This is a genomic window from Azospirillum thiophilum (assembly GCF_001305595.1).
GTDB lineage: Bacteria > Pseudomonadota > Alphaproteobacteria > Azospirillales > Azospirillaceae > Azospirillum > Azospirillum thiophilum.
In genome coordinates this window covers 505353-528180 of the sequence record NZ_CP012406.1, presented here as the reverse complement: position 1 = coordinate 528180, position 22828 = coordinate 505353, and the positions used below count along the sequence as shown (strand labels likewise).

General features: G+C 67.4%; 20 protein-coding genes. 16 read left to right on the top strand and 4 right to left on the bottom strand.

Annotated elements, in window-relative coordinates:
* Positions 1-220: 220 nt before the first annotated feature.
* Positions 221-3637 (top strand): hybrid sensor histidine kinase/response regulator, encoded by a 3417-nt coding sequence (locus AL072_RS30715; RefSeq protein ID WP_045584763.1) that lies wholly within the window; start codon positions 221-223, stop codon positions 3635-3637.
* Positions 3606-4556, top strand: a complete 951-nt coding sequence (locus AL072_RS30710) for a response regulator transcription factor (RefSeq protein WP_045584762.1) — start codon at positions 3606-3608, stop codon at positions 4554-4556. The genes AL072_RS30715 and AL072_RS30710 overlap by 32 nt, the downstream gene beginning before the upstream one ends.
* Positions 4557-4589: 33 nt before the next feature.
* On the opposite strand, the gene AL072_RS30705 is transcribed toward AL072_RS30710, so the two are convergent.
* From AL072_RS30705 to AL072_RS30690, 4 genes are all read right to left on the bottom strand, one after another.
* Positions 4590-6248 carry a nitric oxide reductase activation protein NorD gene (locus AL072_RS30705; protein WP_052710309.1) on the bottom strand — a complete coding sequence of 553 codons (1659 nt, stop codon included), beginning with the start codon at positions 6246-6248 and terminating at the stop codon, positions 4590-4592.
* 6 nt (positions 6249-6254) lie between these two features.
* Positions 6255-7070 (bottom strand): CbbQ/NirQ/NorQ/GpvN family protein, encoded by an 816-nt coding sequence (locus AL072_RS30700; RefSeq protein WP_200909966.1) that lies wholly within the window; start codon positions 7068-7070, stop codon positions 6255-6257.
* A 19-nt stretch (positions 7071-7089) separates the two neighbouring features.
* Positions 7090-8127, bottom strand: a complete 1038-nt coding sequence (locus tag AL072_RS30695; protein WP_045584760.1) for an aliphatic amidase — start codon at positions 8125-8127, stop codon at positions 7090-7092.
* A gap of 292 nt (positions 8128-8419) precedes the next feature.
* Positions 8420-9037: a metal-dependent hydrolase gene (locus AL072_RS30690; protein ID WP_052710308.1), complete on the bottom strand. Its 618-nt coding sequence runs from the start codon at positions 9035-9037 to the stop codon at positions 8420-8422.
* Between the two features lie 731 nt (positions 9038-9768).
* On the opposite strand from AL072_RS30690, the gene AL072_RS30685 reads away from it, so the two are divergent.
* The 14 genes from AL072_RS30685 to AL072_RS30620 all read left to right on the top strand — a co-directional run bounded on the left by AL072_RS30685 (position 9769) and on the right by AL072_RS30620 (position 22827).
* Positions 9769-10914, top strand: a complete 1146-nt coding sequence (locus tag AL072_RS30685; protein WP_045584758.1) for an ABC transporter substrate-binding protein — start codon at positions 9769-9771, stop codon at positions 10912-10914.
* Between the two features lie 38 nt (positions 10915-10952).
* Positions 10953-11825: a branched-chain amino acid ABC transporter permease gene (locus AL072_RS30680; protein WP_045584757.1), complete on the top strand. Its 873-nt coding sequence runs from the start codon at positions 10953-10955 to the stop codon at positions 11823-11825.
* 1 nt (position 11826) lies between these two features.
* Positions 11827-12786: a branched-chain amino acid ABC transporter permease gene (locus AL072_RS30675; protein WP_045584756.1), complete on the top strand. Its 960-nt coding sequence runs from the start codon at positions 11827-11829 to the stop codon at positions 12784-12786.
* Positions 12783-13571 (top strand): ABC transporter ATP-binding protein, encoded by a 789-nt coding sequence (locus tag AL072_RS30670; protein ID WP_045584755.1) that lies wholly within the window; start codon positions 12783-12785, stop codon positions 13569-13571. The genes AL072_RS30675 and AL072_RS30670 overlap by 4 nt, the downstream gene beginning before the upstream one ends.
* Positions 13568-14326, top strand: a complete 759-nt coding sequence (locus AL072_RS30665) for an ABC transporter ATP-binding protein (RefSeq protein ID WP_082109239.1) — start codon at positions 13568-13570, stop codon at positions 14324-14326. Before AL072_RS30670 ends, AL072_RS30665 begins: the two co-directional genes overlap by 4 nt.
* Before the next feature lie 222 nt (positions 14327-14548).
* Positions 14549-15769, top strand: a complete 1221-nt coding sequence (locus AL072_RS30660; protein ID WP_045584754.1) for an FAD-dependent monooxygenase — start codon at positions 14549-14551, stop codon at positions 15767-15769.
* Positions 15770-15781: 12 nt separating this feature from the next.
* Positions 15782-16537, top strand: coding sequence for a maleate cis-trans isomerase family protein (locus AL072_RS30655; RefSeq protein ID WP_045584753.1), 756 nt, complete (start codon positions 15782-15784; stop codon positions 16535-16537).
* An 11-nt stretch (positions 16538-16548) separates the two neighbouring features.
* Positions 16549-17367, top strand: a complete 819-nt coding sequence (locus AL072_RS30650) for an alpha/beta fold hydrolase (RefSeq protein WP_045584752.1) — start codon at positions 16549-16551, stop codon at positions 17365-17367.
* 162 nt (positions 17368-17529) lie between these two features.
* Positions 17530-18576 (top strand): 2,5-dihydroxypyridine 5,6-dioxygenase NicX family protein, encoded by a 1047-nt coding sequence (locus AL072_RS30645; protein WP_045584751.1) that lies wholly within the window; start codon positions 17530-17532, stop codon positions 18574-18576.
* Positions 18573-19187, top strand: a complete 615-nt coding sequence (locus AL072_RS30640; protein WP_045584750.1) for an isochorismatase family protein — start codon at positions 18573-18575, stop codon at positions 19185-19187. Before AL072_RS30645 ends, AL072_RS30640 begins: the two co-directional genes overlap by 4 nt.
* A 71-nt stretch (positions 19188-19258) precedes the next feature.
* Positions 19259-20044, top strand: a complete 786-nt coding sequence (locus AL072_RS30635) for a TetR/AcrR family transcriptional regulator (RefSeq protein WP_045584749.1) — start codon at positions 19259-19261, stop codon at positions 20042-20044.
* Positions 20045-20112: 68 nt separating this feature from the next.
* Positions 20113-20553 (top strand): hypothetical protein, encoded by a 441-nt coding sequence (locus AL072_RS30630; RefSeq protein WP_045584748.1) that lies wholly within the window; start codon positions 20113-20115, stop codon positions 20551-20553.
* Positions 20554-20702: 149 nt separating this feature from the next.
* The gene (locus AL072_RS30625) at positions 20703-22163 is read left to right on the top strand and encodes a glycosyltransferase family 87 protein (protein WP_052710307.1); all 1461 of its coding nucleotides are present in this window, start codon (positions 20703-20705) and stop codon (positions 22161-22163) included.
* 70 nt (positions 22164-22233) lie between these two features.
* Positions 22234-22827 (top strand): hemerythrin domain-containing protein, encoded by a 594-nt coding sequence (locus AL072_RS30620; RefSeq protein WP_045584747.1) that lies wholly within the window; start codon positions 22234-22236, stop codon positions 22825-22827.
* The last annotated feature ends 1 nt before the right edge of the window (position 22828 follow it).

The window sequence follows — 22828 nt, the reverse complement described above, 5'->3', positions numbered from 1 at the left end:
AACTGTCAACAGTCCGGGAATGGCATGCTGCTCGCAACCACCGAAAAGCGAGTGACGCCGCTATATGCTCTCGCAGAGAACTCGCGCATTTTCATTTTTCTTGGTCTGCGGAATTCTTTTTGCCAGACTGCGATATGATGGACATTACTGTGGAAGAAGGTCCTTGAACGACCCCGGAGAATGTCAGCACAACAAACAAACAACTGGAGGGCGGACAGGGGTGAAGGGCAAGCGCCAGAGGGTCGTCGCGGTCCGGCGGACCTACAACAGGTGGGTCGCGAACCAGACGCTCGAAGATTACGCGCTGCGCTTCACCGCGCGCAAAGCGCGGCGTTGGTCGCCGTCACGGGTCGCCAACACGGCGCTCGGCTCGATCTCCTTCCTGGCGCTGGAGGCCATCGGCGGCGCGATCACGCTGAATTATGGCTTCTCCAATGCGGTCTTCGCCATTTTGGCCGCCGCCGTCCTGATCTTCGCCAGCGCGCTGCCCATCAGCTATTACGCCAGCCGCTACGGCGTCGACATGGACCTGCTGACGCGCGGCGCCGGTTTCGGCTATATCGGCTCGACCATCACCTCGCTGATCTACGCCTCCTTCACCTTCATCTTCTTCGCCATCGAGGCGGCGATCATGGCGACCGCCTTGGAGATGGTGTTCGGCCTGCCGCTGGCCGCCGGCTATGTGGTCAGTTCGCTCCTGGTGATCCCACTGGTCGCCTATGGCTTCACGGTGATCAGCCGCATCCAGCTGTGGACGCAACCACTATGGCTGGCCCTGCACGCGCTGCCCTTCCTGTTCATCGCGCTCGACGACGGTGACGCCTTCGCCACCTGGACCCGTTTCACCGGCCAGTCGGCGGAAGCCGGCGCCGGCGGTTTCGACCTGATGCTGTTCGGTGCCGCGGCGTCGGTGGTGTTCTCGCTGCTGGCACAGATCGGCGAACAGGTCGATTTCATCCGCTTCCTGCCCTACGACCCCGATGCCAAGGGCCGCAAGCGGCTGAACTGGTGGGTGGCGCTGGTGGCGGCGGGACCGGGCTGGATCGTCATCGGCATGATCAAGCTCCTGCTCGGCTCCTTCCTCGTGGTGCTGGCCCTGCAGAACGCGGTGCCGCTGGAACTGGCGGCGGAGCCGACGCGCATGTATCTGGTCGCCTTCCAGTATGTGACGCCCTCTCCGCAGCTGGCTCTGGGCCTGACCGGGCTGTTCGTCGTCCTGTCGCAATTGAAGATCAACGTCACCAACACCTATGCCGGCTCCATCGCCTGGTCCAACTTCTTCTCGCGCCTGACCCACAGCCATCCGGGCCGCGTGGTCTGGGTGGTGTTCAACGTCGTCATCGGCCTGATGCTGATGGAACTCGGCATCTACAAGACGCTGGAGCCGGTGCTGGGGCTCTATTCCAGCGTCGCCGCCTCCTGGATCGGGGCGCTGGTGGCCGATCTGGTGGTGAACAAGCCGCTCGGACTCAGCCCGCGCCATGTCGAGTTCAAGCGCGCCCACCTCTACGACATCAACCCGGTCGGTGTCGGCGCCATGCTGCTGGCGACGCTGCTATCGATGCTGGCCTTCCTGGGTGCGCTGGGACCGACGCTGAAGGTCTGCGCACCCTTCCTCGCCTTCGCCACCGCCTTCGCCGCCGCTCCGGCCATCGCCTGGGCCACCCGCGGCGAGTATTACATCGCGCGCCGCCCCTTCGAGGGCTGGAACGGCGAGGAGGCGATCCGCTGCCGCATCTGCCAGCATGCGTTCGAGCCGGACGACATGGCCTTTTGCCCGGTCTATGCCGGCGCCATCTGCTCGCTCTGCTGTTCGCTGGACGCCCGCTGCGGCGACGGCTGCAAGAGCGACGCCCGGGTGGGCGTGCAGTTGCGCCACGCGCTGGACGCCATCCTGCCTCCACGGGCGGCGACGGCGCTGAAGGCCCGGCTCGGCCATTATCTGGCCGTCCTGTTCATGCTGGCGCTCGCCATCGGCGCGGTGCTGTCCCTGGTCTATGTCGAGGTCGCCTCGGTCAATGCCGAGGCGCAGGCGCTGATCCGCAGCACGCTGTGGAAGGTCTTCTTCATCCTGATGATCGTTGCCGGCGTCGCCACCTGGCTGTTCGTGCTGGCCCGCGAAAGCCGCAAGGTGGCGCAGGAGGAGACGCAGAAGCAGACCGCGCTGCTGATGCAGGAGATCGAGGCGCACGACCGCACCGACGCCCAGCTCCAGAAGGCGAAGGAGGCGGCGGAGACCGCGAACCTCGCCAAGAGCCGCTATCTGGTCGGCATCGGCCATGAATTCCGCACGCCGCTCAGCGCCATCTTCGGCTATTCGCAGATGCTGGAGCGCGACCCCGCCATGCCGCCGCACCGCATCGACGCCGTCCGCGTCATCCGGCGCAGCGCGGAGCATCTGTCGGGGCTGCTCGACGGGCTGCTCGACGTGTCGAAGATCGAAAGCGGCCGGCTCCAGCTGAACCGGGCCGAGGTGCGGTTCGGCGACCTGCTCGACCAGCTCGTCGGCATGTTCCGCCTGCAGGCGGAGGCCAAGGGCATCGTCTTCAGCTTCGAGGCGCCGGAGGAACTGCCGCCGGTGGTCTTCACCGACGAGGGGCGCATCCGCCAGATCCTGATCAACCTGTTGTCCAACGCCATCAAGTTCACCGACACCGGCACGGTGTGCCTGCGCGTGCGCCACCGCAGCCAGATCGCCGAGTTCGAGGTGGAGGATACCGGCCCCGGCATCGCGCCCGACGACCGCGAACGCATCTTCCAGCCTTTCGAGCGTGGGTCGGCCGCCAACCCGATGGTGCCCGGCATGGGCCTGGGCCTCACCATCACCAAGCTGCTGACCCAGGTGATGGGCGGCGAGATCACCGTGACCAGCACCCCCGGCAAGGGCAGCCTGTTCCGGGTTCGGCTGATGATGTCGGCGGCCATGCTGTCGACCGCGCCGGCCCAGCCGGATCACCTGATCCGCGGCTATCGCGGGCCGCGCCTGACCGTACTGGTGACCGACGACGACCTCGCCCACCGCAACCTGCTGGCCGACATCCTGGGAGAGCTGGGTTTCACCGTGGTGAAGGCGACCGATGGACCGAACTGCCTCGCCATGGCGGATCTGCACCGGCCGGACATCCTGCTGCTCGACATCTCGATGCCCGGCATGAACGGGCTGGAGGTGGCTCGGCGCCTGCGCGACGCCGGCCATGTCGAGACCACCATCATCCTGGTGTCCGCCGACACGCGGGAGGACCGCTCCTCGGCCGTCCCGGATCGCCCCTATGACGGCTTCGTCGCCAAGCCGGTGTCGATCCCCAAGCTTCTGGCCTGCATCGGCCGGCTGCGCGGCATCGACTGGGTGTATGAGGAGCCGGCCGGCGCCGAGTCCGGCCCGCCGGTCTTCACCCCGTCGGAGCTACCGCCGCAGCACCACATCGCCGAATTGATCCATCTGGGCCGCATCGGCTATGTCCGCGGCATGCAAGCCAAGCTGGCGGAGATCGCCGCCGCCCATCCCGAGTTGGAGCGCTTCGTCGGCCGCATGCGCGCGCTCGTCAGCAATTACGACCTGAACCAGTATATGGCCGCGCTGGAGGCGGTGTACCGCGATGACAGCCATGACGAAAGCAGCCGTAACCAAACCGCGTGACGTCGTTCTCGTCGTCGACGATTCCCCCGAGGCGCTCAGCTTCCTGACCGACGCGCTGGAAGAGGCCGGAGTGACCGTGCTGGTCGCGCTGGACGGCCGCAAGGCGCTGGCGCTGCTGGAGCAGGTGACGCCCGACGTCATCCTGATGGACGCCATCATGCCGGGGCTGGACGGCTTCGAGACCTGCCGCCAGCTGAAGCGCAACAGCCAGGTCGCCCATGTCCCCGTGCTCTTCATGACCGGCCTGACCGAGACCGAGCATATCCTGAAGGCCTTCGCCGCCGGCGGCGTCGATTACGTCACCAAGCCGATCGTGGCGGAGACGCTGATCGCCCGCATGTACGCCCATCTGGCCAACGCCCGCGTCGCCCAGAGCACGCGGGCGGCGCTGGACGTCACCGGCCGCACCCTGCTGGCCGCCAACCACAAGGGCGAGGTGCTGTGGTGCACGCCACAGACCACCCGCATGCTGGAGGCGGCGTTCGGAACCGATGGCGGAGCCGCAGGTGGAGCCGGCGTCTCGTTGCCGGAGGAAGCGCGGCGCTGGCTGGCGGACCGGCAGGCCGGCGGTCCGGGGCGCAAGCCCGACAGCGTGACGATCGCCACCGGCATGGACGGCCGGAGCCTGCGCCTGAGCCCGGTCGGCCAGACCGGCCCCGACGAGTTCCTGCTGCAGCTGGCCGAGGAGAGCGGAGCCGGCGATGACGCCCTGCTGAAGGACCGGCTGTCCCTGACCACGCGGGAAGCCGAAGTGCTGATGTGGGTCGCCAACGGCAAGCCCAACCGGGACATCGCCGAAATCCTCGGCCTCAGCCCGCGCACCGTCGACAAGCATCTGGAGCAGATCTACGCCAAGCTCGGCGTCGAGAACCGGGCCGCCGCCGCTGCGATGGCGGTGCGGGCGCTGAACGGCCGGTAGGAGGTTGCCCCCGTCCGCGTCACCCTGTCGGCGTCACCCGGTCAGCCGCACATAGATCGCCGGCAGGATCTCCGGCAGTTGCTCCACCCGGTCGACGGGCAGCACGTTGCGAAACCCGAAGATGTGGTGGAGCGTCGGGCGATCACCGCCCAGCGCCACGCAGACCACGTCGATACCGCGCCCTGACAGTTCCTGCACCGCCTTGCGGGCGTCCTCCACCAGATGGCGCGGATCGGGGCAGTCGATGTCGGACGGCTCGCCGTCGGTGACCAGCAGCAGCAGGCGGCGCAGCGTCGGCTGGCGGCCAAGCTCCCTGCCACCATGGCGCAACGCCGCCCCCATGCGCGTCGACCAGCGCCCGTCGAGACCGGCGAGCCGCCCGCGCGCCGCCTCGTCATAGGGATCGCCGAAGCGCTTGACCGGCAGCCATTGTACCGCTTCCCTGCCGTCTGACCGGAAGCCGGCCAGCGCGAAACGGTCCCCCGCCGCAGCCAGCGCGCCGGCCAGCAGATCCGCCGACCGGCGTTCCAACTCCAGCACCGTGCCGTCACCGACCGCATCGTTCGTGGAGTGCGAGGTATCGAGCAGCAGCAGGACCGACAGGTCGCGCCCTTCGCGCCTCACCCACTGGTAGACACGGGTGTCCGGTGCGTGGCCGTGGCGCTGGGCGGCAGCCGCGCCGATGCAGGCGTCGAGGTCGAGCCGATCGCCCTCCCTCTGCCGCCGCAACCGCTCCGGCCTTGCCACCACGGCGTGACGGACCAGGGCGCGCACGCGGCCCGCCAACCACGGATCGGCAGCCATGTCCAATGGCGGCGCCGGCACCGGATCACACTCCACCAGCTGGACGAAGTCGGGCCGGTGCAGGCCGATGCGGTAATCCCATTCCGGATAGCGCGCCACCGGCCGCAGGGCCGCGGTTTCGGCAACGGCGAGCGGTGCCGGCGCCGGCACAGGCTCGGGCAACCCGTCGCGCCGATCCGCGTGGTCTTCCTCCACCCGTTCCGGCCGCGCCGCCTCCAGCGGGTCGTCGGCGTCGCGCGGCGGCTCCGGCGGAGTGTCGTAGAGCCACAAGCCGGCATTGTCATCACGATAGGGCGGGTCGACGCGGTGCCCCTTGGCGTTGATCTGCACCCGCGTCTTGCCCAGCTCGTTGGCAAGGATGCCGCCGACGGTCAGGCTGAAGGCCGGGTCGTCCCAACGATCCGGCCGCTCGAAGAACAGGTGTTGACCCTTGTCGACCCAGGCGTTGCCGTCGTGGTGCTCTGCATCGAACAGCGCCCGTGCCAGCCGCTCCATCAGGTCGGCAGCCATCAGCGAGCCGGACGGCTCGACCCGGTGGAAAGGTGCCCACAGCCGGCGCAGACCGGGAAAGCGGCGCATCGCCAGATGCTCGACCCGCGCGTCCTCGACCAGCGACACCACGATGGTCAGCAGCGGCTTCAGCCCCTTGGCCGGCCAGGGACGCGAGAACACCCGGTGCGCCGCGACATGGGCCAGCGCCGCCCGGTAGACATCCATGCCGGGCCAGACCGCCGGCAGCCGGACGAGGTGGGCATCGAAGCGGGGCCGCGCCGCCATCGGATCGCCGTCCTCCGCCAGCGCCCGCAACGGCGGATCGAATCCCCACAGCGCGGTGACATAGGCCTTCAACCGGCGTTCGGCACCGGCCAGCGCGATCCCGCTCGTCATCGCCGGTCAGAAGCAGGCGCCGACCGCCGCCGCCAGCGCATCGCGCAGGTCGGGATCGTCGGTCAGCGGCAGCACGATGGCCATACGGCAGGCGGCCTCGGGCGCCACCCCGCGGGCGATGAGGCGGCCGGCATGGATCAGCATGCGGGTGGACGCCCCCTCCTCCAACCCACGGCCGCGCAGGTTGCGGCTGCGCTCGCCGACCGCCACCACCTGGCGGGCCAGATCCGGTCCGATCCCTGCCTCATGCGCGACGATGTCGGCCTCGATCCCGGCGGCTGGATAGCCGAACTCCAGGGCTGCGAAGCGCTGCTTGGTGGATTCCTTCAGATCCTTCACCACGCTCTGGTATCCGGGATTGTAGGCGATCACGAGCTGGAAGTCGGGATGCGCCGCCACCAGCTCATTGCGCTTGTCGAGCGGAAGCGCCCGGCGCTCGTCGGTCAGGGGATGGATGACGACGGTGGTGTCGGCACGCGCCTCCACGATCTCATCCAGATAACAGATGGCGCCGTGGCGGACCGCCAGCGTCAGCGGCCCGTCCTGCCACACGGTTCCCTCCGCCTCCAGCAGGTAGCGGCCGACGAGGTCCGACGCCGTCAGATCCTCGTTGCAGGCGACAGTGACCAGCGGCCGGCCAAGCCGCCAGGCCATATGCTCGATGAAGCGGGTCTTGCCGCAACCGGTCGGCCCTTTCAGCATCACCGGCATGCGGTCGGCATGGGCCGCCTCGAACAGCGCGATCTCGTCGCCGGTCGGGCAGTAATAGGGTTCCCGGTCCAACCGGTAGGTCTGGAGCACCATGCCGCCGCCTTTTGCCATGGATCCGGAGCGCCGCCGGTCAGCGGTGCGCCGGCTCTTCCGACGGGATACCGTCGATCGGGCATTCGGGTGTCCCCACGGTCGGCCGGGTGAAGGATTCCACCATCGCCCGCGTTCCCTCCGGGTCGCTCACCCATTGGCGATAGAAGTCGTAGGGACAGGCCGCCTCGCCCTTCACCCCGTCATGGCTGTTGATCATGCCGGTGTAGCCGCGGTGCACCAGCTTGAAGAGATGGTTTTCCGACTGGCCGTTCCTGCGGAAATCGCGGATCAGCGACTTGGACAGCTGGGCGTACTGGATGCCGTACTCCTCCTCGCCGCATTCGCCAAGCGTGCGGCCGTCGAAACCGACCAGCGCCGAATGACCGAAGTAGGAATAGACCCCGTCGAAGCCGGCGGCATTCGCCACCGCGACATAGACGTTGTTGGCCCAGGCCATCGCCTTGGCCATCAGCACCTGCTGGTCCTTGGCCGGATACATGTAGCCCTGGCAGCGCACGATCAGCTCGGCCCCCTTCATGGCGCAGTCGCGCCAGATTTCCGGATAGTTGCCGTCGTCGCAGATGATCAGGCTGACCTTCAGGCCCTTCGGGCCCTCCGACACATAGGTGCAGTTGCCAGGATACCAGCCCTCGATGGGAACCCACGGCATGATCTTGCGGTATTTCTGCACGATCTCGCCCTGGTCGTTCATCAGGATGAGCGTGTTGTAGGGCGCCTTGTGCGGGTGCTCCTCATGCCGTTCGCCGGTCAGCGAGAAGACGCCCCACACCTTGGCCTTGCGGCAGGCGGTGGCGAAGATCTCGGTCTCGTCGCCGGGAATGGTGGCGGCCGTCTCGTACATCTCCTTGGAATCATACATGATCCCGTGGGTCGAATATTCGGGGAAGATCACGAGATCGAGGCCCGGCAGGCCGGTCTTCATGCCGATCAGCATATCGGCGATCTTCTGCGCGTTCTCCAGCACCTCCGCCTTGGTGTGAAGGCGCGGCATCTTGTAATTGACGACGGCAACGCCGACGGTGTCGTTGCTGCTGGTGATGTCGCCATGGATCATCGCAATCTCCCTGGGTTTGGCAGGCGTATGGACGGGACCCGGCCGGCCGGTTGCGAAGACGGGACGAGGGGGGCGGCGCAACCGGACGCCGCCGGAGCCGCCTGACCGGCGGCCGTTTCCCTTTGCTTTCATCGATCTTCGAAGAGCTGCCGATAATCGGGAATACGCGATTCCCCGTATGGCCCCGCGGTTTAGATCGGATCGCGTAAAATCGGAATCGATTTGAAGCGTGAATCCGATCGCCAAACATAAGGCTAGCGTTTCGTGCGTTTCATATTAAACGCACGAAACGCTAACCTTTCAGCGGCCTCTGCCTTGTAGCTTCCGACGGTTTGCGGACCGGGACCGGGGGTGCGGCCTTCTCCGTCCCGCCTTCTCCCAGATAGGTCTGCGCCGCGGCCACGACCGAGCGCCACGGACGTTGCAGCGGCCATTCCGGCCAGCCCCCGGCAAACAGGCCGGAAATCATCCATCCCGCCATCAGCGTCACCGCCAGCTGTTCGGAAAAGCCGCCGGTCTTCAAAATCGGCAGGGCGAAGTTGCGCCGCCGCTTGATCGGCCACAGCAGCGGCAAACCGGCCGGTGTCAGCAGGTCGCCTGCCAGATGGGTGAGATAGCCGACGATGAAGGGGATCAGCAGGTGCTGATAGGCCGCATGCTCATGCAGCACCCACAGGCAGCCGGCGATGGCGAGCGCCGAATGGGTGACGCCGCGGTGACCGAAGATGTTGGAGATCGCGGTGGACAGCGGCTTCACCAACTGACCCAGCATCGATTTCGGATGGTCGATGTCCGGCGCCAACGCTCCCACAATGGCCGCCCCGAAGGCGACCACGTCGAATCCCACGCCATACCGGCTCGACAGGTAGAACCAGGTGGCGCCACCGACGATTATGTGAGAAGACGCCATCACCGTCGGTCACCGCGGGGCCTGAAGCTGGGTTCTGTCGGGACGGCATCGGCGCCAAACCCGAAATTGGGGGGAGTCTGATATTAGGACACTCTCCGCCTCCAGAACAATAGAGATGGAAGAACGGAGGGATTCCCTGAATGCATAACCTCCATGCGTTCATCAACGGCGGGTTGCCGAACAGCACCATTCGACAGTCGGACGCCCTCAGGCTGCTCAGCCAGCCTATGGAACGGCCCAGCTTAACCCTGCCAGAATCTGCCTCCTGAATCGGCAGAGTGCCGTCCAGTCCATCGACTGCTCACGTTTCGTCCAATACCCGCGCTACACTCTTCGGCTCGCAACCCCTGCGCGCCTCCGCATCGCTCCGCTCAGCATCCCCCTCACTGATGGCCCACAGTTTGCAGTGCGGTAAGCCCATGGAATGGCTGCCGGATCGCTTTCGGCCCCGGCAATGGCGAAACAGCCGGTGGGACCTGAACGGGCAGCCGGCCCAAAAACAGGATTGACAGGGGGCATCAGCCCTCATTAACGTTGGCCAAGAAATTAATTGATCGAATAATAAAATCGATCAACGATATGAAAACAGACACATAAGCACCCCGAATGGGGGCTACCGCCACGCTTGGCCTCACGACGGAGACAAAGGCTGGGCAGGGTGGCCGGGCGATATGCGTGGACACCACGAAATCCGCCCGCAGCCAAAACCACAATCGAACAGGAGGGTTGAGATGAACCGGTACGTTCTGGGATGCGCGCTGACGGCCCTTACCGCGACCCTTGCCGCGGCGGGTCCCGCCGATGCGCAGGACAGCGTCAAGATCGGCCTCGTCGAGCCGCTGACCGGCTCCGTCGCCTATAACGGCAAATCGGTGGTCGAGGGCGCCAGGCTGGCGATCGAACAGATCAACGCCAAGGGCGGCGTGCTCGGCAAGCCGGTGGAACTGGTGATCGAGGACGGGCAATGCGCCCCGGCCAATTCGGTCAACGCCGTCGAAAAGCTGGTGCAGAAGGACAAGGTCGCGGTCCTGGTCGGTGCCTTCTGCAGTTCCGCCACCGCCGCGATCATGCCGGTGGCGGCAAAATACAAGATCCCGCTGGTCACCGGCGTGTCGTCGAGCGCCGCCTTGACCGAGCAGAACAACCCCTGGTTCTTCCGCGCCGCCGAGACGGACGCGCTGATGGCCAAGGCCTTCGCCAAGATCCTCGCCACCGACCTGAAGCTGAAGAGCGTCGCCTATGTCGGCGTCAACGACGACTGGGGCCGCGGCGGGGTGGAGGAATTCTCCCGCGACCTCTCGGCGCTCGGCGTCAAGACCGCGCTGACCGAGTATTTCGACCACGGCACCACCGATTTCTTCACGCTGCTGACCAAGTTGCGCGCGGCCAAGCCCGACGGCATCTTCGTCGCCGCGGAAACCCAGGACGGCTCCATCCTGGTCAAGCAGTTCCAGGAGATGGGCCTGCAAAGCAAGGTGTTCGGCGTCGGATCCTGGGCCACCGCCGACTTCATCAACCTGACCGGCGACGCGGCGGAGGGCATCCACGCCGCCGTCCCCTACGTCTCCAGCGTCGAGACCCCGCGCAACCAGGACTTCGTGAAGGCCTATCAGGCCAAATACAACGTGAAGCCGGGCAAGTACGGCGCCGCCGGCTACAACGCGCTGAACATCGTCGTCCAGGCCGTGGCGCGGGCCGGCAGCACCGATGCGGAAGCGATCCGCTCCGCACTGGCCAAGACCAGCTACGAGGCCCCCAACGGCGTCTACCGCTTCACGGCCAAGGGGCAGGCCTACGGCTTCGACGCCGTGCTGGTGCGGATCGAAGGCGGGATGCCGAAGGTCATCGCATCCTCGCCCGTCGAGGCCCCGCAGTGACGCCGTCCTCCGCCACGCCATACTGAGGCGAGACCGCAATGGATCTGTTCCTGCAATTCCTGGCGAACGGGCTGGTCGTCGGCGTCTTCTACGCGCTGTCGGCGCTCGGGCTGACGCTGATATTCGGGCTGATGCGCGTGGTGAACTTCGCCCATGGCGAGTTCTACATGCTGGGCGGGGTGGTGGGCTGGTTCGTCACCACCCATCTCGGGCTCGACTTCTTCTCCGGCCTCGTGGTGGTCGCGCTGGTCATCGGCGGCTTCGGCTGGGCGGTCGACCGCTTCCTGATCGAGCGCGTCCGCGGCCAGGGGGAGGAGCCGGGCATCCTGCTGACCATCGGCCTGTCGATCTTCCTGGTGAACATCACCCTGCTGGCGGTCGGCCCGGCCCCGATGAAGGTCGTTCGCGCCATCACCGAAGGGCCGATCTTCCTCGGCCCGGTCACCATCACCAAGATGCGCCTGCTCGCCATGGTCATCGGCGTGGCGCTGATCTTCGCCGCCCATGCCATCATCCACCGCACCCGTCTGGGCAGCGCCATGCGGGCGACCTTCCAGGATCCGATGGCCGCCAGCCTTGCCGGCATCCGCACCGGACAGGTCTATGCCGCCACCTTCGCACTCGGCTGCACCCTGTCGGCGCTGTCGGGCATGCTGCTCGCCAGCATCTATTCGGCCCAGGCGTCGGTCGGCGGGCTGGTCAGCCTGAAGAGCTTCGTCGTGGTGATCCTGGGCGGCATGGGCAGCTTTCCCGGCGCCATCGCCGGCGGCCTGCTGCTGGGTGTCGCGGAGGCGCTGTGGGGCGGCTACGTCGCCACCGGCATGGTCGACATCATCGGCTTCATCCTGGTCATCCTGATCCTGGTGCTGCGGCCGCAGGGTCTCTTCTCGATCCGGGCGGAGAGGGCCTGACATGACGCTCGAACGCAACATCCTCCTGGGCTTCCTGGGGCTGGCCGCGCTGTTGCCCTTCGCGGTCACCGACCAGTACATCCTGCACCTCGCCGTCATGGCGCTGTTCTACGCCATCCTCGCCAACAGCCTGAACCTTGTGGTGGGCTATGTCGGCGAATTCTCGCTCGGCCACACCGCCTTCCTCGGCACCGGCGCCTACACCGCGGCGCTGCTGTCGGTGAATGCCGGCTGGCCGATGTGGGCCGCGGTTCCGGCGGCGGGAGTGGTCGCCGCCCTGTTCGGGCTCGCCATCGGCGCCGTCACGCTGCGGCTGCAAGGCCCCTATTTCGTGATCGTCACCCTGTCCTTCGCCGAGGTGCTGCGGCTGATCGCCAACAACTGGATCGGCGTCACCAACGGCCCCATGGGTCTGGCCGGCATCGGGCAAGGAGGCATCGCCGACAAGCGCGCCTTCTTCGCCATCGTGCTGGGGCTGACGGCGCTGACCTTCTACCTGTCCTACCGCTTCGTCTATTCCAACGCAGGCCGCGCCGCGGTGGCGGTGCGAGAGAACCGCTACGTCGCGCAGTCCATCGGCGTGAACCCCTTCGGCACCGCCATGCAAGCCTTCGTCCTGGGCGCCTTCCTGGCCGGGTTGGCCGGCGGCTTCTACGCCTTCTACATCTCCTTCGTCGGGCCCGAGGTGTTCCGCTTCTCCTTCATGGCGACGATCATCATAATGGTGCTGATGGGCGGCAAGGGCACGCTGATCGGCCCGGTGGTGGGGGCCGTCATCGTGACGCTGCTGGAGGAATACCTGCGCGAGTTGCAGGAACTGCGCCTGTCGCTGTTCGGCCTGATCGTGATGGCGATCGTCCTCTTCCTGCCCAACGGCCTGATGGGCTTCATCGCCCAGCGCCGCGAGCAGCGCGGCGACCGCCCCGCCATCTCCCACGCCATAGAGGAGCGCACCGTATGACCGCCTCCCCCCAGGCCGGGCCGCTGCTGCGCGCCGAAAACCTGACCATGCGCTTCGGCGGCATCACCGCGGTCAAGCAGGTCGCACTCACCGTGAACCCCGGCGAGATCGTCGGGCTGATCGGCCCCAACGGCGCCGGCAAGACCACCTGCTTCAACATGCTGACCGGCTTCTACACGCCGACCGAGGGACGGGTCTTCTTCAAGGGCACCGACATCACCAGCCACAAGCCGCACGCCATTGCGCGGCTCGGCCTGATCCGCAGCTTCCAGAAGACCAACGTGATGAAGCGGCTGACGGTGTTCGAGAATGTGCTGACCGGCCATTACATGGCGGGCCGCCAGTCGCTTCTCGCCACCTTTTTCCCCGGAGAGACGGTCCGCCGGGCGGAGCGGGAGGCGCGGGAAAGCGCATCCGCCATCGTCGAGACAATGGGTCTGTCCCGCCGGATGAACGTCCAGGCCAGCCTGCTGTCCTGCGGCGAGCTGCGCCTGCTGGAGGTCGCGGTGGCGCTGGCCGCCAAGCCGACGCTCCTGATGCTGGACGAGCCGGCCGCCGGCCTGAACAGCCACGAGGCCGGCGTGTTCGGCGAGACGCTGAAGACGCTGGTCGGCACCGCGGTGCAGTCGCTGCTGATCGTGGAGCACAACATGGAGCTGGTGATGGGCGTGTGCGACCGCATCGTCGTCCTCAATTTCGGCCAGATGCTGGCCGAAGGGGAGCCGCGCGCCATCCTGAGCAACCCGAAGGTCGCCGAAGCCTATCTGGGAAAGGCGGCAGCATGAGCATCGACATGATGACCGCGCCGGTCAGGACGTCCTCTTCCGGCGAGCCGGTGCTGCAGGTGCAGGATCTGCATGTGTCCTACGGCAGCACCGCTGCGCTGCACGGCATCTCGCTGGAGGTCCATGCCGGCGAGACGGTGGCCCTGATCGGCGCCAACGGCGCCGGGAAGAGCACGACGCTGCGCGCCATCTCCGGCCTCTTGAAGGCGCGGTCGGGCAGCATCCTCTGGAACGGACAGCCGATCGCCAACCGCCCGCCGGAAGAGATCGTCGCCGCCGGCATCGCCCATTGCCCGGAAGAGCGCCATGTCTGGCCCGGCATGACGGTGGAGGAGAACATCGCGCTCGGCGCCTATCTCTGCCGCTCGAAGGACGAGGTGCGTACCCGCATGGGCATGGCCTTCCACCGTTTCCCACGGTTGCGCGAACGGGCCAAACAGATGGCAGGGACGCTGAGCGGCGGCGAGCAGCAGATGCTGGCCATCGCCCGCGCCCTGATGTCGGAACCCCGCCTGTTGATGCTGGACGAACCCAGCCTGGGCCTCAGCCCCCGCATGGCCGACGAGGTGTTCGAGGTGGTGCGCGCCATCAACGCCCATGGCGTGACGGTGCTGCTGGTCGAACAGAACATCCACAACGCGCTGTCGGTCGCCAGCCGTGCCTACGTCGTCCAGACCGGCCGCATCACCACCGCCCGGCCCTCCGCCGAGCTGCGCGGTGATCCGGAGTTGCTAAAGGCCTATCTGGGCGGGTGAACGGCGGGGGCGGCGGCCCCCTCCCCATCCCTCCCCCGCCTCTGGCGGGAGAGGGGGCAGGACACTTGAAGGGTTAAGCGAAGGACGGCGGCAGTCCCCTCTCCCTCGAAGAGGAGGAGGGTTAGGGAGGTGGCCGCCTGCCGCCAAATCCCCGGCGTCCCAGACCGACATTAATTAAACGACCGACCGATTAATAATCGGCTATTCCCTTGGAGGGCCAGAGTGAGAACCAAACCGCGTATCGGAATCGTCGGCGGCGGCATCGGCGGCGTTGCGCTGGCCGGCTGCCTGCTGCAACGGGGCTTCGAGGTGCGCCTGTTCGAGCGCGCCGCCGGCTTTGGCGAGATCGGCGCCGGCATCCAGATGACGCCGAACGCCGTCAAGGTCATCAGGACGCTGGGCCTTCTCGACAGGATGCTGGAGGCCGGCTTTCTGCCGCGGGCGCTGGCCGGCCGCAATTGGCGGACGGCTCGGGAGAATTTCCGCACGCCGCTGACCGACTGCCAGACCCTGTACGACGCGCCCTTCATCCACATCCACCGCGCCGACCTACATTCCATCCTCGCTTCGGTGGTGCCGGACGGCATCGCGACCTTCGGCGTCGGCTGCACCGGCGTCCGGCAGGATGCCAACGGCGCCGTCGCCACCTTCGACGATGGCAGCGAATACGAGGCCGACCTGATCGTCGGCGCGGATGGCGTGCGCTCCGCCGTGCGGGCCTCCTTGTTCGGGCCGGAAGCGCCGCGCTTCACCGGGCACATGTGCTATCGCGCCGTGGTGCCGGTTGGCGGCCCGGTGGATTTCGTGGCGCCCGAGGCGTCCTTCTGGTTCGGCCCCAAGAGCCACGTCGTCACCTATTACGTCCGCGGCGGCAAGGCGGTGAATATCGTCGCGGTCGCCGAGACCAGCAAATGGGTGGAGGAGAACTGGAACGCCCCCAGCAGCCGCACCGAGTTGCTGAACGCCTTCCAGGGCTGGCACCGCAATGTCGAAACTCTCTTCCAGCGCGTCGACACCGTCTATAAATGGGGCCTGTTCGACCGCGACCCGATGACCGGCTGGTCGAAGGGCCGCGTCACGCTGATGGGCGACGCCGCCCACCCGATGCTGCCCTTCCTGTCGCAGGGAGCCGCCATGGCGATCGAGGACGCCTATGTCCTGGCCGCCTCGCTGGACGGGCATGGCCACGACGTCGCCTCCGCCCTGCGTGATTACGAGCGCGAGCGCCTGCCACGCACCAGCCGCGTGCAGTTGGAGGCGCGGGAACGCGGGCGCACCTACCACCTGCCCTCCCCGCTGGCCCAGGCCAAGCGCGACCTCGTCTATTGGCTGCGCGGCCTGATCAATCCCCAGGCCACCGGCATCCAGGCCAACTGGGTCTACGAATACGACGCCCGCAAGTTCCGCCCGGCCGTCGCCGCCACCTCCGAACTCGCCGCCTGAGGGACCGCCCGAATGACCACCAAAACCTACCGCATCGGCCAGATCGTCCCCAGCTCCAACACGACGATGGAGACCGAGATCCCGGCGATGCTGACCGCGCACGCGCTGGCGCACGGCACCCGCTTCACCTTCCATTCCAGCCGCATGCGGATGAAGACCGTTGCCAAGGAGGAGTTGGCGGCGATGGACGCCGAATCCGACCGCTGCGCGCTTGAGCTGACCGACGCCCGCGTCGATGTGCTGGGCTATGCCTGCCTCGTCGCGATCATGAGCATGGGCCGCGGCTACCACCGCGTCTCGCAGGAGCGCCTGCAAGGCCGCACCAGTGAGAACGGCGCCCCCGCCCCCGTCATCACCAGCGCCGGCGCGCTGGTCGACGCGCTTCCCGTCATCGGCGCCAGGCGGATCGCCCTGGTCGCCCCCTACATGAAGCCGCTGACGAAACTCGTCATCGACTACATCGAGCATGAGGGGGTGGAGGTCGCCGACTGGCGGGCGCTGGAGATCCCCGACAACATCGCCGTCGGCCGCCACGACCCGGAACGCCTGCCGGAAATCGTCGCCGGCATGGACACGAGCACCGTCGACGCCATCGTGCTGTCGGCCTGCGTCCAGATGCCATCGCTGCCGGTGATCGCGAAGGTCGAGGCGATGACCGGCAAGCCGGTGATCACCGCCGCCGTCGCCACCACCTACGCCATGCTGAAGGCACTGGACCTGAAGCCGGCAGTACCCGGTGCCGGCGCCCTGCTGTCCGGCGCATATTGAGGGAGGACGGCATGACCAACGGATCGGACAGCAGCTTCCTCTACGGCGCCAACATCCGCGCCAACGGCATCCGCCAGCATTACCTGCGCTATGGCGGCTCCGGCCGCCCCGTGGTGATCGTGCCGGGCATCACCAGCCCGGCGGTGACCTGGGGCTTCGTCGCCGAGCGCTTCGGCCGCGGATTCGACACCTATGTGCTGGACATCCGCGGCCGCGGCCTGTCGGAGGCCTCCGATTGCCTCGACTACGGGCTGGACGCCATGGCCGCCGACGTCGCCGCCTTTGCGGTGGCGCTGGGGCTGGAGGACTACGCCCTGGTCGGCCATTCCATGGGTGCCCGCATCGGCCTGCGCGCGGTCAGCCGCCATGGTGCCACACCGGGCTGCCTCGCCATGGTCGATCCGCCGGTGTCGGGGCCGGGCCGCCGTCCCTATCCAGCGCAACTTCCCTGGTACGTCGATTCCATCCGGCTGATGGCGCAGGGCGCCGATCTGGAGGCGATGCGCCCCTTCTGTCCGACCTGGACCGACGGTCAGCTCCGCCTGCGCGCCGAATGGCTGCACACCTGCGACGAGCGGGCCATCGTCACCGCCTATGACGGCTTTAGCACCGACGATATCCACGTCGACCTCCCCCGCATCCCCTGCCCCGCCCTGCTGATCGCCGCCGGCCGCGGCGACGTGATCCTGCCGGAGGAGGAGGCGGAAATCCGCGCCCTCAACCCAGCCATCGGTCTAGTCCGGGTGGAGAATGCCGGCCACATGATCCCCTGGGACGACGAGGAGGGCTTCTACCGCGCCTTCGGCGATTTCCTCGGCAAGCTGGTCTGAAGCACGGCGTTCTGCCCCTCCCCGACCCTCCCCCGTTTCACGGGAGAGGGAGCACGCGCCAGATCGGCGGCAGTCCCCCTCTCCCGCGTCAGCGGGGGAGGGCTAGGGAGGGGGCAAAAGGTCAAGCAGTCCAATCACTCCCCACATGAAAGGACCCCCACGATGTCCGTCAGCGACGCCGACATGGTCCGTGCCTGGACCCATGTCCTCACCCTGTCCAACCTGAAGCCCGGGAACACCGTCACCCTGCTGACCAGCGCCGGCACCCACCCGCAGACCCTGCGCACCGCCGGGATCGCCGCCGGGCTGATGGGCGCGGTGGTGAACCGGCTCGATCTTCCGCCGATGAACGCGGAGCACGCGCACAGCCGCGACAGCCTGGCCTATCTCGGCACCACGCCGCTGACCGGGAACCGCGCCGCCATCGCGGCGCTGAAGGAAAGCGACATCGTGCTGGACCTGATGACGCTGCTCTTCTCCCCCGAACAGGCGGAGATCCTGGAGAGCGGCACCCGCATCCTGCTGGCCGTCGAACCGCCCGAAGTGCTGGTCCGCCTGCTCCCCAGCCTGGAGGACAAGGAGCGCGTCGGCCGCGCCGCCGCCCTGATGGCGGCTGCGAAGGAAATGACGGTGACTTCGAAGGCCGGCACCGACCTGCGCATGCCGCTGGGCGAGTTCCCGGCCGTCCAGGAATACGGCTTCGTCGACGCGCCCGGCCGCTGGGACCATTGGCCGAGCGGCTTCGGCCTGACCTTCCCCAACGAGGGCAAGGCGGAGGGCCGCGTCGTGCTGGAGCGCGGCGACATCCTGCTGCCGATGAAGTCCTACGTCACCGACCGCATCGAGATGACGGTAGAGAAGGGCTATGTCACCGCGATCGCCGGCGGCATGGATGCCGATCTGCTGAACGACTACATGGAGGTCTTCGCCGATCCGGAGGCCTACGCCGTCTCCCACATCGGCTGGGGCCTGCAACGGCGGGCGCGCTGGTCGACGCTGGGCCTCTACGACCGCGAGGGCACCATCGGCATGGACGCCCGCGCCTTCGCCGGCAACTTCCTGTTCTCGATGGGACCGAACAACGAGGGCGGCGGATCGCGCACCACCGCCTGCCACATCGACATCCCCATGCGCAACTGCACGGTGGCGCTCGACGGCCGCGAAATGGTCCGAGAGGGCCGCATTCTTGAAGAGGAGAACGTGTCATGAGCGAGAAGACCGAAGCGGTCTACGAGCGCCAGGGCTTCGGCCGGTCGCTCGGCCTCCAGGGGCGGATCGGCCTGCTGATCGTCGATTTTGTCAACGGCTTCGCCGATCCTGCCATATTCGGCGGCGGCAACATCCCCGCCGCCATCGACCGCACGGTGACGGTGCTGGCCGAGGCGCGCAGCCGTGACTGGCCGGTCGCCCACAGCCGGATCGTCTATGCCGACGACGGGTCCGACGCGACCATCTTCTCGATCAAGGTTCCCGGCATGCTGACCCTGACCGAGGCCGCCCCCGCCAGCGCCATCGTCCCGCAGTTGACCCCGGCGGCAGGCGAGCTGGTGGTGCGCAAGACCAACCCGTCCGCCTTCTTCGGCACCGGCCTCGCACCGTGGCTGACGCAGAAGGGGGTGGAGACGCTGCTGGTCGCCGGCTGCACCACGTCGGGCTGCGTGCGGGCCAGCGTGGTGGACGCCATGGGCCACGGCTTCCGCCCGGTGGTGCTGTCGGACTGCGTCGGTGATCGCGCGCTCGCCCCGCACGAGGCCAACCTGTTCGACATCGCCCAGAAATACGGCGACGTCGTGCCCGCGGACCGTGTGCTGAACCTGTAAAAGGACTGGATGCGCCTTTGTCCAACGGTGATATACGTGTCCGCGACGGGGAAGAACCCTCTACGGACACCATGAAATCAACGAGTTCACAGTCGAAGGCGGTTGCCAAGGGTCCGGATGACGGAGCCGAATCCCGGACGGCAGGCAAGCGGGGACGTCCGGCGCAACGCCGCCGGGCAGGCCCCGGCCGGCCGGAGGGCGTCAGCAACGTCCGTGACGAGATCCTCGACGCCGCCGAGATCGAGTTCGCCAACCTCGGCTATGCCGGGACCAGCCTGCGCAACGTCGCCGATGCCGCCCAGGTGACGCAGGCGCTGATCAACTATTATTTCGGCTCCAAATACGGCCTGTTCGAAGAGGTCTTCCTGCGCCGCGGCCGCCAGATCGCCGAGGACCGGGTGCAGCGGATGGACGCCCTGCGCCGCTCCGGCACGCCGCCCTCGGTCGAGGACATCGTGCGTGCCTTCCTGATGCCCGCGCTGTCGATGCGGGCGACGGCGGCCGGCCGCACCTTCATGCGCCTGCAGGCCCGCCTGCACACCGAACCGCCGGAAATCTCCTACAAGCTGCGCAACGAGGCTTACGAGCCCTCCACCCGCCTCTTCACCGAGGCGTTGCAGGCAGCGCTGCCGCACCTGTCGGGAAAGGACGTCTACTGGCGGATGACGCTGATGATCGGCGCCTACCTCTACGCCTTCTCCGATACCCACCGGCTGGAGGAGATGGCGCCCGGCATCGTCAATCTGGACGATCCCGACGAAATTCTGAACGCCATCACCAGCTTCGTCACCGCCGGCATGCTGGCCCCGGCCCCCGGCAACGCCGGCTCTTTGCTCCCCGGTTCCGCGAAGGGCTGATCTGGATCAAGGCACCGTGGCCATCCTCCGGCAATATTAATCGAGTGATTAATTGGAGGACGCCCGCCATGCCGCTTCCCGCTTCCATCCCTCCGAACGCCTCTCCGGATGCCTTCGTCCGCAAGGGCTGGTGCGCCACCCTGCTCGACCGCTGGCGCACCAGCCGCCAGCTGGATGCGCTGCTGGCGCTGGAGCCGCTGGACCGCAAGGCCGTCCTGCAGGATGCCGGCCTGACGGAGGCCGATCTTACCGCCGCCGCGCATGCCGACCATGTCCAGTCCCTTCTGCCTGCCGCTCTCGTCCTGCACGGCATCGACGCGGCGGCGCTGGAGGCGGACCGGGCCGACCTGATGCAGGATCTGGTGCGGGTGTGCATGCATTGCCGCAAGGCGCGCGCCTGCGCCCGGATCCTGGCGAATGGCGGCGCGAATGGCGGCGCGAATGGCGGCGATTGCGCGGCGCATGGCCGCCTGTGCCCCAATGCCCCCACCCTGGAAACCCTGGGGTAGTCGGCTACCGCTGCGGAGCCATGGCATGTAATGGCGTTACTCCTGTCCGGCACGGGAGGGGCACATTCCCCCGCCTGCGGCCTCTGGCATAGTTTTCCGGTTCGACGGCGGTCGAAGCCGGAAAAGAAACGCCAGGGAGTGGTTGCCAAATGAAATCGAAGCCATTCGTGCACGCCGCGGACGGGGTTGCGGAAAGGGGCGCAAAGGCCGCGGCCGGCGCGTCGCCGGGACGTGCCGGCGACCTGGAACGCGCCCACCGTTTCGCTGCCTGGGCGCTTGCCTCCGCCTTCCTGTTCGTCCTGTGCGCCGACACGCTGCTCGGCGTCGTGTTCCGGCCCTATCTGGACGGCGGCAGCGGCGATACCACGGTGTGGGACGTCCTGGTCCTGATCTTCGCGGGATCGCCGGGGCGGTTGCCGCTCGATTCCTGGGAACCCATGATGACCGCCTTCACTTGGCTGCACGAGCACGGGCAGGGGCGAGGGCAGGGAAACGTCTACGATGCGGTCTTCTTCACCCAGCATGTGAAGTTCCAGTACCCGCTGACCTCCCTTCTGGTGATGGAGGCGATGTCCGCGGTCGGCCTGCTGCATCTGCGCGTCTATGCCCTGATCAACCTGCTGATGGTCGTCGCGACGGCGGCCGGCATGGCGCTGCTGATGCGCGAGCTGGCCGAACGCATGGGGTTCGACCGGACGGCCCGCAACGGCGTCGGCCGGCTGACCCTGGCCGCCCTGGGCGCGGTCGCCACCCTGTGCTTCTACCCGATCGTGAAGGCTTTCGCGGTCGGCCAGATCCAGGTGTGGCTGAACATGGCCTTCGTCTTCGCCGCCCTGTTCTTCCTGCGCGACCGGCGCGCGCTAGCCGGCGCCCTGCTCGGCGCATCGACGCTGATCAAGCCGCAGATGTCGCTCTTCCTGGTCTGGGCGCTGGTTCGGAAGGAATGGCGCTTCGCGCTCGGCTGGGCAGCGGTGGTCGGACCCGGCTTCGCGGCGGCCTGCGCCCTCTACGGGCTCCGCCCGTCGCTGCATTATCTCGACGTGCTCTCCTTCCTCGGCCAGCATGGCGAAAGCTATTATTCGAACCAGACCGTCAACGGGCTGCTGCACCGCCTGCTCCAGAACGGACCCAACCTGCTGTCGACCACCAACGGCGATACCGAATGGCGGGGCAGCGCCTTCGCCCCCTACCACCCGCTCGTCCATGCCGCGACCCTGCTGTCCGGCATCCTGTTCGTCCTGTTCGGGCTGTTCTGGCGGATCGGCGGCGGCATGCGCGACCGGATGGCCTCCTTCCTGGTGGCGGGGCTGTGCTTCACCGTCGGTTCCCCCATCTCGTGGGTACCGCATTACGGCGTGCTGCTGCCGGCCTTCGCCTTCCTGCTGTTCGTCCTGATCGACCGCGCCAGGATGGGCCTGCCCAACGGCCTGCGCGACCTGCTGGTGCTTGGCGTCGCCTTCGCGATCATGAGCAACGACTTCTTCCAACCGCTGAGCGACCTCGCCGGCACGCCGCTCAACATCCTGCAATCCTACCTGTTCTTCACCGCCCTGGTGGTGCTCCTGCTTCTGGTGACGACCGCCGTTCGGCCTTCCGCCCCCGCCGTATGAAAACCCGGAACGCCCGGCCGTGCCGCCTGTTTCCGGCCTGAAGATCCAATCGACTGGAAGGAGGCTTGTCATGCCACGCTATTCGGATGAAGGCGGGACCACCGGCTGGCTGTCCGCGCGCGGGCTGGCGATGATGGCCGGCGGAGCGGTGGTGGCCGTGGTGGCGAGCCGCCTGCTGCCGCCGGTGGTGGCGCAGTTGGCCGGTTCGGCCCGCGCGTCGACCGGCCGCGACGGCTTCGACGCGCTGATCCATGACCACCGCCACATCCAGGCCCTGCTGGCGGAGATGGTCCAGACCTCCATCGACGCGCCGATCCGGCGGACGCAGCTGCTGCTGCGCCTGAAACGCCGGCTCGCCGCCCACGCCATGGCCGAGGAGGATGTCGTCTATCCGATGCTTCACGAGCAGGCACGGAAGGAGGAGGATGCCAGGCATCTCTATGGCGAGCATGCCGAGATGAAGATGCATCTCTTCACGCTGGAACGGACGCCGAAGGACGATCCGCGCTGGCTCGCCGTCGCGCTGGACCTGAAGCGGATCGTCGACGGCCACATCCGGCAGGAGGAGGAGATCGACTTCCCCGCCCTGCGTAACTGCCTGGACGAGCGCGAGACTGCGACCCTGTCCGGCAGCGTCGCCCGCGAAAAGGCGCTGATCCTCTGAT